Raw genomic sequence first — 13,331 nt, 5'->3', positions numbered from 1 at the left:
AGACGAGCCGCCCTGCCGACCGGCCCCGGCAAAAAGGCCAAGGTAAGAAGGCCAAGGTACATAAGGAGAGCTTCGCATGGCCAACGCCCCCGACTGGACCCGCACGCTCGACCTTGCGCGCACCCATGCCCCGTTCCTCGCCCGCGCGCTCGACCGCCTGCCCGACCTGGCCGCCTTGCTGGCGCAAGGGCAGATCGAGGAGGCGCTCGACCGGGCCCGCGCCGCCGGGAATGGAGAGGCCGATACGGGTGTCGCCCTGCGCCGCGAGCGGCTGACGCTGGCCCTTGCGCTGGCCATCGGCGATCTGGCCGGGGCGCTGCCACTGCTGCGCGTGGTGGGCGAGTTGTCGGACTTTGCCGACCGTGCGCTCGATGCCGGGATTGCCGCCGCGATCCGTCGCCGGGTTCCCGACGCGCAAGGCGACACGCGCGACTGGGGGTTTTCGGCCATCGCGCTGGGCAAGCACGGCGCGCGCGAACTCAACTATTCGTCCGACATCGACCCGATCCTGCTCTACGATCCCGATGTGCTCCCCCGCCGCGCGCGCGACGAACCGGGCGAGGCCGCGCAGCGCGTGGCGCGCACGCTGGTCGAACTGCTGTCGAGCGTCACCGCCGAAGGCTATGTCTTCCGCATCGACTTGCGCCTGCGCCCGGCCTCGGAAGTGAGCCCGCTGGCGCTGCCCTTTGCCGGGGCCATCACGCATTATGAATCGAGCGCGCTGGCCTGGGAGCGCGCGGCCTATATCCGCGCCCGCGCCGCCTCGGGCGACGTGGCGCGGGGGCAGGCCTTTCTCGACACGATCCGCCCGTTTGTCTGGCGCCGCAGCCTCGATTTCGGGGCGATTGCCGAGATCGGACGACTGACCGCGCGCATCCGCGACCACTATGCCGCCGGGCAGGTCGTGGGGCCGGGCTACGATCTCAAGCGCGGGCGCGGCGGCATCCGCGAGGTCGAATTCTTCGCCCAGACCCACCAGTTGATCCACGGCGGGCGCAACCCGGCGCTGCGCCTGCGCGGCACGCGCGCGGCGCTCGATGCCCTGGCCGAGGCCGGGATCATCACCGATGGCGACGCGGTGATCATGGGCGAGAGCTACGACCGGCTGCGCGTGCTCGAACACCGGTTGCAGATGGTCGCCGACCAGCAGACCCATGCCCTGCCTGTCCAGCGCGCCGCGCTCGACAGCGTGGCGCAGCTTTCGGGCCACTGCGACGGGGCGGCGCTGATGGCCGAAGTCCAGGGCATTTCCGAAACGGTCGCGGCGCGGTTCGACCGCCTGCTGGCGACGCTCGCCCCCACAGGCGCGGTGCCGGTCGATCATCGTCATGGCATCGGGCACACGCTGGCGACCGATCTGGCCGCCGATCTGGCGGACATGGGCTTTGCCGATCCCGAGGCCACCGCGCGAAGGGTGGAAAGCTGGAACAGCGGCACCTTCCGCGCGCTGCGCAGCGAGGAAGCGCGCGAGGCCTTTGACCGGGTCCGCCCCGATGTCCTGCGCGCGCTGGCGCAGGCGCCCGACCCTGTCCATGCGCTGGCCCGGTGGGAGCGCCTGCTCGCCGGGCTGCCCTCGGCCATCAACGTGTTCCGCCTGCTCGAAGCGCGGCCCGGCCTGATGGATCTGGTCATGCGCATTCTCGCCCATGCGCCCACGCTGGCCGAGGCGCTGGCCCGGCGGGCCGACCTGCTCGATACGCTGATCGATCATTCGGCTTTCGCGCTGCCCGGCTCGGTTGACGAGATCGCCGCCAGCCTCGCACGCCGGGAAGTGGGCGACGATTACCAGCGCCTGCTCGACGCCGTGCGCCGCAAGGTGGGCGAATGGCATTTCGTGCTGGGCGTGCAGCTGATCGAGGGGCACCATCCCCCGCTGGCCGTGGCCGCCGCGCTTGCCCGCGTGGCCGAGGCGACGATCCGCGTGCTGGGCCGCGCGAGCGAGGCCGAATTTGCCCGCGTCCATGGCCATGTGCCCGGCGCGCATCCGCTGGTGCTCGGGCTCGGGCGGCTGGGCGGAGCCTCGCTCACCCATGCCTCGGACCTCGACGTGGTGTTCCTGTTCGGCGGGCCGGACGATGCCTATGCCCGCGAATCGGATGGGGCGCGGCCTCTGGGCGGCACGCTCTATTTCAACCGGCTGGCCCAGCGGATGATCGCCGCGCTCTCGGTGCCCACGGCGGCGGGCGCGCTCTATGAAGTGGACACGCGGTTGCGGCCTTCGGGCGCGCAAGGGCCGATTGCCGTCAGCCTCGAAAGCTTTGCCCGCTATCAGGCGCACGATGCCTGGACATGGGAGCACATGGCACTGTGCCGGGCCCGCCCCCTCTATGGCACGCCCGAGGATTGCGCCGCGCTGGCAGACATCATCGCGCGCGTGCTGCGGCGCACGCGCGACGGCGCCGTACTCAGGGCCGATGTTCTGGCCATGCGCGCCGAAATGGCCCGCCACAAGCCCGCCAAAGGCCCGCTCGACGTGAAGCTCGCGCGCGGCGGACTGGTCGATCTCGAATTCCTCGCCCACTATCTGCAACTGCGCGATCATGTCGCGCTGGAACCCGATCTTGGGGCTGCCATTTCCGGGCTGGAGGCGGCGGGCCTGCTGCCTGCGGGGCTGCGCGCGGCGCACGATCTTATGGCCAGCCTGCTGGTGGTCGTCCGCCTCGTCGCGCCCGATGGCAAGTTCCCGCCCGAAGCCAGCCGGGCCATCGTCGTGCGGGCCTGTGGCCTGGCCGACTGGCAGAGCCTGCTTGACGCGGTGGCCCATGCACGACACCGCGTGGGCGAAGCCTGGGCCCGGATTCTGGGCGAAGAACTGGAGATCACCGCATGAGCACGCCTCCGCAGATCGGCGCGAGCCTTCCCGACATTGCCCTGACCGCGCCCGACGGCAGCGCGGTCGATCTGGCCGCCTTTGCCGGGCGCAAGCTGGTGCTGTTCTTCTATCCCAAGGACGATACCCCCGGCTGCACGACCGAAAACAAGGATTTTTCGGATCTTTCCGCGCAGTTCGAGGCCGCCGGAACCGCCCTGCTGGGGATCAGCAAGGACCCGCCTGCGCGCCACGAAAAGTTCATCGCCAAGCATGGGCTGCTCGCCCCGCTCGCCAGCGACGCGCAAGAAGGCGGCCTGTCCGATGCGCTGGGCATCTGGAAGGAAAAGTCCATGTATGGCCGCACCTACATGGGCATGGAGCGCACGACGATCCTGCTCGACGCGCAAGGCCACATCGCGCGCATCTGGCCCAAGGTGAAAGTGAAAGGCCACGCGCAGGAGGTTCTTGAAGCCGCCCAGGCCCTGTAAAATGCCCGAAACGTCCCCCTCGCTGTCCGCGGCCATCCGCGCCGTCATGCTCACGCCCGATCCGCAGGCCAAGGTCATGGGCACGCGCGCGCTCGTGCGGGCCTTCCGCGCCGGGCATCTGGCCTTCACCTTCGAGACGGCCATGCCCGACATGCCCGCCCGGCCCGAACAGCCGGTCCTCCTGCCGCCCAATGCCATGCCCAAGCGCGGGCGCGGCGGCTCGGAACGGGGGCGCCTCGCGCTGATCCATGCGCTGTGCCACATCGAGTTCGTGGCCATCGATCTCGCGCTCGATGCGGCGGGGCGGTTCGGGGCAGAGCGGGGGCAGGGGTTCGTGGCCGACTGGCTCTCGGTCGCCGCCGACGAGGCGATGCACTATGCGCTGCTCGCCCGGCGCCTGCGCACGCTGGGGAGCCATTATGGCGCGCTGCCTGCCCACGACGGGCTGTGGGATGCCGCGCGCGAGACGGCGCACGATGTCGCCGCGCGCCTTGCCGTGGTGCCCATGGTGCTCGAAGCGCGCGGCCTCGACGTGACCCCGCAGACCATCGAGCGCTTCCTTGCCGTGGGCGACGCGACGACCGCGCGCATCCTCCAGCGAATCGTTGACGACGAAGTGCGCCATGTCCGTTTCGGGACCAGCCATTTCGCGAAAATCTGCGAAGAACGTGGTAAACAGGCACCACAGTTCTGGAAGGAGCTGGTTACGCAGCACTTCAGGGGCAGTGTTAAGCCGCCGTTCAACGACTCAGCGCGTCGTTCTGCCGGTCTGTCGTGTGAAATGATGGCAGCCCTTGCCTAGGCGGGGCAGGCCCCGTTACCCCACCACCACGAGATCGGCGGGGGGAAACCAACCAATCTCGGGACAACGCATCGACCCATCCGGCGGTTCCGCGCAAGGTCTGGGTCGGGTGAAGTCCGCTGGGGGTCAGCAACGGATTTGCGGTGAGCGCGGATTTCGCCAGAAAGGCGATGGCGCGTTGCACCCTGCCACACAGAGGTTGAACGGGTCGCAATGCTTCTGAAGAAATCCATCGCTGTCGGTCTTGCTGCTCTGGGTATGGGCGTGGCCGGTCTGGGTCTGTCGGCACCTGCTTTTGCCAACAGCGCCGCTGCTGCCGATATCACCACGCCGCTGCGTGCCACCGACGGCGCCAAGGCCGGGGGCGTTGCTCCGGGCGGGGACGAGGAATTCTCCAAGCTTTTCGCCAGCTGGGAAGCGCTTGATGGCGGCTCGGCCGGCACGTCGTCGCAGGCCCCGCTGGTGCGCAGCGCGACCGTCTCGATCCCCACGCTGGTTCCGGTCCTTTCCAGCCGCGCGATGAGCAGCGGCTTTGGCCTGCGCACCCACCCGATCTATGGCGGCCTGCGCGCCCACAAGGGTGTCGACCTTCCCGCGCCGACGGGCACCCCGATCCGCGCTACCGCCGATGGCGTGGTCGGCAAGGCTGAACGCTTTGGCGGGTATGGCCTGTTCGTCGAGCTCGAACATGGCGGCAACCTCGAAACCCGCTATGGCCACATGAGCCGTATCGCGGTCGCCGAGGGCCAGCATGTCCACAAGGGCGACGTGATCGGTTATGTCGGCTCGACCGGCCACTCGACCGGCCCGCACCTCCACTATGAAGTCCGCGTTGCCGGGCAGGCCGTGAACCCGCTGGCCTACATGCAGCGCGACGACAGCCTGCGCCGCCTCGCCAGCGCCGCCGACGTGAACAAGATCCGCGGCTTCAACACCCCCGACGCCGAAAGCGACAGCGAGGAATAAGGCCTCGCTTCAGGGCGTACCTTGAGAACACCTCAAAAAAGGCGGTCCCTGGGGCCGCCTTTTTTGGTGTCTGCTTCGGAGCCCGCAAGCACACAAAAAGGGGGCCCGAGAGCCCCCTTTTTCCGGTTTTCGTGGCAAAAGCGCAGGCCGGATGCGGATCTTGGCGCGGCGCCGTTCAGACCAGCTTGGCGATCGCCGCGCGCACGTCGTCGGCCAGATCGGGGCGTTCGAGGGCGAGCGCAATGGTCGCCTCGACGAAACCGGCCTTGCTGCCGCAGTCGAAACGACGACCGGCAAACGTCACCGCGTGGAACGGCTGGGTGCCGATCATGCGGGCCATGGCATCAGTCAGCTGGATTTCACCGCCCGCGCCCTTTTCCTGGTTTTCGAGCGTGCGCATCACTTCAGGCTGAAGGATGTAGCGGCCCGAGATGATCAGGTTCGAGGGGGCGTCCTCGCGCTTGGGCTTCTCGACCAGCCCGGTCACTTGCGTCAGGCTGTCGGAAAGTTTGGCGCCCGGCGCGATCACGCCATAGCTGGATACTTCGTTTTCGGGCACTTCGAGCACCGAGATCAGGTTGCCGCCCACTTCGTTGTAGGCCTCGACCATCTGCTTCATGCAGCCGGGCTTTCCGACCATCAGTTCGTCGGGCAGGAAGATCGCGAAAGGCTCGTCGCCGACGACTTCGCGCGCGCACCATACCGCGTGGCCCAGGCCCATCGCCACCTGCTGGCGCACGGTGACGAGGTTGCCGGGCTTGATGCGCGTGTCGTCGAGCACGGACAGGCTCTTGCCGCGGCTGGTCATCGTCTCTTCGAGTTCGTAGGCGGTGTCGAAATGTTCGACGATGGCGGTCTTGCCACGACCAGTCACGAAGATGAGCTGCTCAATTCCTGCCTCGCGCGCTTCGTCCACGGCGTATTGGATCAGCGGACGATCGACGATCGGCAGCATTTCCTTGGGAACGGCCTTGGTCGCGGGAAGAAAACGGGTGCCCAGACCTGCCACGGGAAAGACTGCCTTGCGGATCGGCTTGGGGCGCGTGTTTGCTGCTTGTTCGCTCATGATACGTGTCTTTCCCATGGTCTTGTTGCAAACCGGTTAAGAATTGGCGCAATTAAGCATTCCGGTTTGGACAAGACAAGTTCCGCATTGCCGCAATTTCGCAAATCAATGCTGCGCCGCAAAATCGGTTCCGGGAAGGACGGTTGAAGCGGCTGGGCCCAGCCTTTTGGCGTCGGCCTCTTGCCCTGTTTCACAAACCGGCTAAATCGCTGCGATGGACAAGATCATCATTCGCGGCGGCAAGCGTCTTTCAGGTTCGGTTCCGGTTTCGGGGGCCAAGAATGCGGCGTTGACGCTGCTGCCTTGTGCCTTGCTCACCGACGAGGCTGTCACCTTGCGCAACCTGCCGCGTCTGGCCGACATCGACGGCTTCCAGCACCTGATGAATCAGTTCGGGGTCTCGACCGCCATCGCGGGCGCCCGGCCCGAGGATTTCGGCCGGGTGATGACGCTTCAGGCCACCCGCCTGACCTCGACCGTCGCGCCTTATGACCTCGTGCGCAAGATGCGTGCCTCGATTCTGGTGCTGGGCCCCCTGCTGGCCCGCGCGGGCGAGGCGACCGTCTCGCTGCCCGGTGGCTGCGCCATCGGCAACCGCCCGATCGACCTTCACCTCAAGGCGCTCGAAGCCTTTGGCGCGCATATCGAACTGGCCGCAGGCTATGTCCGCGCGATTGCGCCCGATGGCGGTCTTCCGGGCGGGCGCTACAGCTTCCCGGTGGTTTCGGTCGGGGCGACCGAGAATGCGCTGATGGCCGCCGTTCTGGCGCGCGGTACCTCGACGCTGCACAACGCCGCGCGCGAGCCCGAAATCGTCGACTTGTGCAACCTGCTGGTGGCCATGGGGGCCGAAATCGAGGGGATCGGCACGTCCGACCTCACGATCCACGGTGTCGAGCGCCTGCACGGGGCGACCTACATGGTCATGCCCGACCGTATCGAGGCTGGCTCCTATGCCTGCGCCGCCGCGATCACCGGGGGCGAGGTGACGCTTCAGGGCGCGCGGATCGAGGATATGGAAGCCACCGTTCAGGCCCTGCGCGATGCGGGCGTCGCGGTCGAGGAAGTGCGCGGCGGGCTCCATGTCGCCTCCGATGGCGATCTGCGTCCGATCACGCTGGCGACCGCACCCTATCCGGGCTTTGCCACCGACATGCAGGCCCAGCTCATGGCCATGCTGTGTCTGGCCAAGGGATCGAGCGTGCTGACCGAAACGATCTTCGAGAACCGCTACATGCATGTTCCCGAACTCAACCGCATGGGCGCCCGGATCGAGACCTCGGGCCGCACGGCGGTGGTTCACGGGGTGTCGGGCCTGTCGGGCGCCGAAGTCATGGCGACGGACTTGCGCGCCTCGATGAGCCTGGTGATCGCCGGGCTTGCCGCGCAGGGTGAAACGCAGGTTCACCGCCTCTATCACCTCGACCGCGGTTATGAACGGCTTGAGGAAAAGCTCGCCCTGCTCGGCGCCGATGTGGAGCGCGTGGGCAGCGACTGATCCGGTTTCCGGCTGACGCAAAAAAGGGGCGAAGCGGCGGGAAGCCGCTTCGCCCCTTTTTTTGGTCTGGCCGTGTGGTCAGGCGCGTTCGCTGCGGCGCTTGCGACCCAGCAGCAGGCCGCCAAGGCCCAGCGCGAACAGGACGAACATGCCCGGTTCGGGCACCTCGGTCCCGCCCGTGCCGCTGCCACCGGTGCTGCCGCCACTGGTCGAGGAGGACGAAGACGACGACGACGAGGGCACCTGCGGGTCGCTGGGCACGACATAGCTGCCCGCATACGTGCCGACATGCATTTCGCCATCCTGCACGAGGCTGCCGAACACCGCCGAGCCCTGGATGTAGTTGTAGGTATGCGCGGTGGCCTTGGGGGCCAGAACCGAGCCGCCCCAGGCGGTGGTCAGCGTGAGACCGGTCGCGTCGGTGAAGTTCCAGATCACATGCTCGCCCAGATTGGCGGTGCCACCCAGAAAATTGTCGTTGAGCGTGACATTGCTGCCCGAGACATTGACGATCACGGTGTCGGCGCCGTTCCTGTTGAACTGGATCTCGCCGATCGAATCGAGGTTGGCGGCGGTGATGTTGAACACGGCCACGCCATTGGCGCCGGGCTGGGCATTGAAAGTGCCGCGGTTGCCGCTGATCGACAGGGTGCTGTTCGCGGTCTGCTGGCCGAGTTGATACGACAGTTCGGTCATGCTCGTGGACATCAGGCTGCCATCCTGCCGGAGGTCGCTGACGAACGCGGGGTTGGTGGTGCCCAGGTTGGAGACCACCGTGTTGGAATTGACGTTGGTGTTGCTGATCGTGCCGCCCACCTGCACGGTCTGGGGGGAGCCGTTGAGGTTGAACCCGCTGCTCACATTGCCGCCGACGACGGCCCCTGCGCCATTGTTGATGTTCTTGATGCTGCCGGTCACATCGCCGACCACGACCAGCCCTGCGCCCGTGTAGCTGGAGGCGGGCAGCGTCGAGATCTGGTAGTTCGAGGAACTGCCGGTGAGATTGCCCCCGACGAACGTGCGCCCCTCGACTTCGGACGACGAGGTGAGATTGCCCAGCACGATCAGGTTGTAGACCTTGAGCGCGTCGATGCCGACGGGCGTGGTTGCCGCAATGGCATGGAAGGGGAGGGCCAGGGCCGCCACGGAGGCGGCCAGGCGCAGGACGCGATGGGAAGCGGGCATGGCTGTCATCCGGTGCATGGGCGAAAGGGATTTGGGGGTTGCGTGTTACGGGTGTTGCACGCCTCCTAGCCCGATGCGCCCGGTTTGTAATGTCATGCAATGTAAAATCCCGAGGCGTGCCCGGATGGGACAGTCGCGCGGCCCTTCCTTACGACCCGCGCGGCTGTGCCGGTTGCTCGGGTCCTGTCGCTCCGGGCTTTGGGGCGCGGCGCTCAGTTGGCGCGGGCGCTCAGGATGTCGACCTGGGCGCGGATCGGGCTGATGTCGTACCCGCCCGAGGCGGCCTTGGCGGCGATTTCGAACGGATTGGCGCCGTTGGCGGCCTGGGCAAGGGCCCAGAGCAGGGTCGAGCGCGTGCCCGAACGGCAATAGCCAAGGACCGGCGCCTCGCCCGCTTGCGCCAGCGCCTTCTGCATCGCCTCGACTTGCGGCATCGAGAAACCGGCGTGGGTCACGGGAATGGCGACATAGGCGATCCCTGCGGCATGGGCGGCGGCCTCGATGGCAGAGCCGGGCGTCTGGTCGTCGGATTCGCCTTCGGGGCGATTGTTGACGATCAGCTTCACCCCGAGCGCCTGCGCGGCGGCAACATCGTCGAGGGTGATCTGCGGGCTGGCCAGGAAGTGGCTGTCGATCTGGCGGAACTGGGACATGGCAATACCTTATGCGAGTGAACGGGCGGGCCGTGATGGAAGCCTGCCCTGCGAAGGCTGGAGCGCCGATGCTGTCATAGGTATCGCAGGCGGGAATGTGGACCCCCAATTCATCGCGCGGAGCGGCGAAGGCGGGCGGAGGGCGCGGCGGGAAGGGGGCGCGGGGAGGGAATCTGCGGTGGGGATGCCGATTCCCGGATCGATTCCCTTGCCTGCACCGAAGGTGGAGTGGGGCGTATATTGCATGTCGTTAGCGTTTCATGACCGTGCCAGAGGGGCTCTGGCAGCGTTGACGATACCGAAGGTGACGTGCTTTTTCCGGATCGTTCAGCCTCGCGAAAGGCTGCCTGCCCTAGGAAAATACGGCACATTTGTCATGAATGGTGCTTCAAGTCCGATGTTCCGAGCCAGAATCGAGCATGTTTCGTCGATTCCGTTCGCGCATCGGCTTTTTTTTCGCTATAGTCCTTGGTGCAATGGAGAGGGCCGGCCACAACCCGGCGTTATTCTTTGTCGTGTCCCTGGTCTCCGCGTCCGGCCAGGGGCGCCGGGAAAATTGGGGCGGAATGTAAGGTCTATTGGGTTTTATGGGTTTTGACAGAGGGCGGCGTGGTCGCGGACGCGACAAGCGCGACGGTTTCGGCGACGACGGTTTCGATCCCTACGGCGGTGGCGGTTTCGGTGGCGGCTATGATCGCGGCGGCTTCGGCGGCGGTGATCGTGGTGGCTTCGGTGGCGGTCGCAGCGGCGGCGGCTTCGGTGGCGGTGATCGCGGCGGCTTCGGCGGTGGTGATCGCGGTGGCTTTGGTGGCGGTCGCAGTGGCGGCGGCTTCGGCGGCGGCCCGCGTGGCGGCGGTGGTGGCGGCATGCCCGCACAGGTCGTCGGCACCGGCAAGGGCGTCGTAAAGTTCTTCAACGGCCAGAAGGGCTTCGGCTTCATCCAGCGTGAAGACGGCGGCGAAGACGTGTTCGTTCACATCAGCGCTGTCGAACGTGCGGGCCTCGAAGGCCTGGCCGAAGGCCAGACGCTCGAATTCAACCTCGTCGATCGCGGTGGCAAGATCTCGGCGGCTGACCTTCAGGTCGTCGGCGATGTGATCCCCGTCGCTGCCAAGCCCGCTGCCCCGCAGCGTCAGCTGACCGGCGAAAAGGCCACTGGCACCGTCAAGTTCTTCAACAGCATGAAGGGCTTCGGCTTCATCACCCGTGATGATGGCCAGCCCGACGCGTTCGTGCACATCAGCGCCGTGGAACGTTCCGGCCTGCGTGAGCTCAACGAAGGCGACAAGCTGGAGTTCGACCTCGAGGTCGATCGACGAGGCAAGTACTCGGCGGTCAACCTGGTGCCGCGCCAGGACTGATCCCGGCGGCATGATACACCGGGGGCGATAGCCGCCCGGTGTCATGCACCCACCACATACGCGTGCAAATGGCGGTCCGCTGGGCCGCCATTTGTCGTTTGTGTGCGTTTTTTCCAGAAAATCGTCTCATCTGATCCCATTTTTTTCCGAAAATACAGGAGTCGTTCCATGTCGATCACCCCGCTGATGCCCGTCTATCCCCGGTGCGGCGTGCGTCCGGTGCGAGGCGAGCATTGCCACCTGATTTCGGAAGACGGGACGCGCTATCTCGATTTCGCCAGCGGCATTGCCGTCAACATTCTGGGTCATTCGCATCCGCACCTGATCGGCGCGCTCCAGCGGCAGGTCGAGACGCTGATGCATGTCTCGAATCTCTATGGCAGCCCGCAGGGCGAGAAGCTGGCCCAGCGCCTGGTCGACATGACCTTTGCCGACACCGTGTTCTTCACCAATTCGGGGGCCGAGGCGGTGGAATGCGCGATCAAGACTGCGCGCGCCTATCACCAGTATCATGGCCAGAGCCCCGACCGCTTCGAGATCATCGCCTTCCGCAACGCCTTCCACGGGCGCACGATGGGCACGATCAGCGCGTCGGACCAGGACAAGATGCACAAGGGCTTCCTGCCCCTGCTGCCCGGCTTCCACTATGTCGATTTCAACGACCTTGAGGCGGCCAAGGCGCTGATCGGGCCGCACACGGCGGGCATTCTGGTCGAGCCGATCCAGGGCGAGGGCGGCATCCGCGAGGGGGACGAGGCCTTCATCAAGGGCCTGCGCGAACTGTGCGACGCGCACGACCTCATGCTGATCTTCGACGAAGTGCAGTGCGGCGTGGCCCGTACCGGCGCGATGTTCGCCTATGAACACTATGGCATCGAGCCCGACATCATGGCGATCGCCAAGGGCATCGGCGGCGGTTTCCCGCTCGGCGGGTGCCTGGCCAGCGAAAAGGCGGCGCGCGGCATGGTGATCGGCACCCACGGCAGCACCTATGGCGGCAACCCGCTGGCCATGGCGGCGGGCGAGGCCGTGCTCGACGTGGTCGCCAATGCCGAATTCCTCGGCCAGGTCCGTGCCACGGGCGATCGCCTCAAGGCGCGGCTCGAACAGTTCATCGGCAACTATCCCGACATGTTCGAACTCGTGCGCGGGCGCGGGCTGATGCTGGGCCTCAAGTGCAAGATGGAGCCGCGTCCTTTCGTGGCCCACATGCGCGACAATCATCAGGTTCTGGCGGTTTCGGCGGGCGACATGACGCTGCGCATCCTGCCCCCGCTGGTGATCGACGACAGCCACATCGACGAATTCATGGACAAGCTTTCGGCGGCCGCCGCCAGCTATGCTCCCCCTGCACCGACAGCGTGAGATTTCTGACATGACTATGATTGAGACGGGGACTGAAACGGGACGGCATTTCCTCAATCTGTCCGATGCGGGCCACGATGCGGTGGCGGCCATGCTGGCCGACGCCGTGGCCCGCAAGGCTGCGCGCGCGACGTTTGCCAAGGGGCGTGTCGACGACGATGCGCCGCTGGCCGGGCGTGTTCTGGCGCTGGTTTTCGAGAAGAATTCCACGCGCACGCGCGTTTCGTTCGACATGGCGATGCGCCAGCTCGGTGGCTCGGCGCTGATCCTCGATGCCGGGACGACCCAGCTTGGCCGGGGCGAGACGATTGCCGACACCGCGCGCGTGCTCAGCCGCATGGTCGATGCGATCATGCTGCGCACCGACGACCACGCCAAAGTCGAGGAACTGGCCCATTATGCCAGCGTGCCGGTCATCAATGGCCTGACCGACCTTTCGCACCCGTGCCAGATCATGGCCGACCTGTTGACCGTGATCGAGCAGGGCAAGCCGCTCGAAGGGCTGGAAGTGGCCTGGCTCGGCGATGGCAACAACGTGCTCAATTCGATTGTCGAGGCCGCCGGACTGATGAAGTTCAACGTGCGCATCGGCGTTCCCGAAGGCTATGACTGCGACGCGGGCTTCGTGGCGCGCGCGCAAGCCGCCGGGGCGAAGATCACGGTCCATCGCGATGCGGTGCAGGCCGTGGCGGGGGCCGATGTCGTCGTCACCGACACCTGGATCTCGATGGGGCAGGCCCATGCCGAGGCCAAGCTGGCGGCCATGGCGCCGTTTCAGGTGAACGAGGCGCTCATGGCCCATGCGAAGGGCGATGCGCTGTTCCTTCATTGCCTGCCGGCCCACCGCAACGAGGAAGTGACCGACGCGGTGATCGACGGGCCGCGCTCGGTGGTCTGGGACGAGGCGGAAAACCGCATCCATGCCCAGAAATCGGTGCTGCGCTGGGCCTTCGGGCAGATTTAAGAGGCTGATCCGAAACTATCGTTTCGGATAGTCCGGCACCAGCCCGCTCCCCCACCCGGCCTCCCAACGATAGTACCCTATGGGAGGTCGGGTGGGGGAGCGGGCTGGTGCCGGACCGAAATTCGCCCCTTTGGCGAATTTCGGATCGGACTCTGAGGTTCAAATCGGGCA

General features: G+C 66.5%; 11 protein-coding genes. 8 read left to right on the top strand and 3 right to left on the bottom strand.

All coding sequences use genetic code 11. The annotated features are described in order from the left end of the window. Window positions 1-76: 76 nt before the first annotated feature. The 4 genes from SBI20_RS09670 to SBI20_RS09655 all read left to right on the top strand — a co-directional run bounded on the left by SBI20_RS09670 (window position 77) and on the right by SBI20_RS09655 (window position 5,068). Window positions 77-2,830 carry a bifunctional [glutamine synthetase] adenylyltransferase/[glutamine synthetase]-adenylyl-L-tyrosine phosphorylase gene (locus SBI20_RS09670; RefSeq protein WP_317974830.1) on the top strand — a complete coding sequence of 918 codons (2,754 nt, stop codon included), beginning with the start codon at window positions 77-79 and terminating at the stop codon, window positions 2,828-2,830. Continuing rightward, the gene (locus SBI20_RS09665) at window positions 2,827-3,300 is read left to right on the top strand and encodes a peroxiredoxin (protein ID WP_317974829.1); all 474 of its coding nucleotides are present in this window, start codon (window positions 2,827-2,829) and stop codon (window positions 3,298-3,300) included. The genes SBI20_RS09670 and SBI20_RS09665 overlap by 4 nt, the downstream gene beginning before the upstream one ends. Before the next feature lies 1 nt (window position 3,301). Then, window positions 3,302-4,102 (top strand): ferritin-like domain-containing protein, encoded by an 801-nt coding sequence (locus tag SBI20_RS09660; protein ID WP_317974828.1) that lies wholly within the window; start codon window positions 3,302-3,304, stop codon window positions 4,100-4,102. Window positions 4,103-4,315: 213 nt separating this feature from the next. Then, window positions 4,316-5,068 carry a M23 family metallopeptidase gene (locus SBI20_RS09655; RefSeq protein WP_317974827.1) on the top strand — a complete coding sequence of 251 codons (753 nt, stop codon included), beginning with the start codon at window positions 4,316-4,318 and terminating at the stop codon, window positions 5,066-5,068. 175 nt (window positions 5,069-5,243) lie between these two features. Here the strand turns inward: SBI20_RS09655 and galU are convergent, their stop codons facing one another. Then, window positions 5,244-6,134, bottom strand: a complete 891-nt coding sequence (galU, locus tag SBI20_RS09650) for a UTP--glucose-1-phosphate uridylyltransferase GalU (protein WP_317974826.1) — start codon at window positions 6,132-6,134, stop codon at window positions 5,244-5,246. 214 nt (window positions 6,135-6,348) lie between these two features. Here galU and murA point away from each other — a divergent pair, with 214 nt between their 5' ends. After that, window positions 6,349-7,632: a UDP-N-acetylglucosamine 1-carboxyvinyltransferase gene (murA, locus tag SBI20_RS09645; protein WP_317974825.1), complete on the top strand. Its 1,284-nt coding sequence runs from the start codon at window positions 6,349-6,351 to the stop codon at window positions 7,630-7,632. A gap of 78 nt (window positions 7,633-7,710) precedes the next feature. Here murA and SBI20_RS09640 read toward each other — a convergent pair whose 3' ends face one another. Both SBI20_RS09640 and SBI20_RS09635 read right to left on the bottom strand, forming a co-directional pair. Then, entirely contained in the window at window positions 7,711-8,817 is a 1,107-nt protein-coding gene (locus SBI20_RS09640) for a choice-of-anchor A family protein (protein WP_317974824.1), read from the bottom strand. A gap of 212 nt (window positions 8,818-9,029) precedes the next feature. Further along, on the bottom strand, window positions 9,030-9,470 hold the full coding sequence (locus SBI20_RS09635) for a protein tyrosine phosphatase family protein (RefSeq protein WP_317974823.1): 441 nt from the start codon (window positions 9,468-9,470) through the stop codon (window positions 9,030-9,032). 587 nt (window positions 9,471-10,057) lie between these two features. Between SBI20_RS09635 and SBI20_RS09630 the strand changes: the two genes are divergently transcribed. The 3 genes from SBI20_RS09630 to argF all read left to right on the top strand — a co-directional run bounded on the left by SBI20_RS09630 (window position 10,058) and on the right by argF (window position 13,160). Next, a complete protein-coding gene (locus SBI20_RS09630; protein WP_317974822.1) occupies window positions 10,058-10,831 on the top strand; it encodes a cold-shock protein in 774 nt (257 codons plus the stop codon). A 168-nt stretch (window positions 10,832-10,999) separates the two neighbouring features. Further along, window positions 11,000-12,196 (top strand): aspartate aminotransferase family protein, encoded by a 1,197-nt coding sequence (locus SBI20_RS09625; protein WP_317974821.1) that lies wholly within the window; start codon window positions 11,000-11,002, stop codon window positions 12,194-12,196. A gap of 16 nt (window positions 12,197-12,212) precedes the next feature. Next, entirely contained in the window at window positions 12,213-13,160 is a 948-nt protein-coding gene (argF, locus tag SBI20_RS09620) for an ornithine carbamoyltransferase (RefSeq protein ID WP_317976098.1), read from the top strand. The last annotated feature ends 171 nt before the right edge of the window (window positions 13,161-13,331 follow it).

The sequence above is a fragment of the Novosphingobium sp. IK01 genome (genome assembly GCF_033242265.1).
Taxonomy (GTDB): Bacteria; Pseudomonadota; Alphaproteobacteria; order Sphingomonadales; family Sphingomonadaceae; genus Novosphingobium; species Novosphingobium pituita.
Note: the sequence above shows the minus strand (reverse complement) of the source record. Positions and strands in the feature narration are given on the sequence as shown.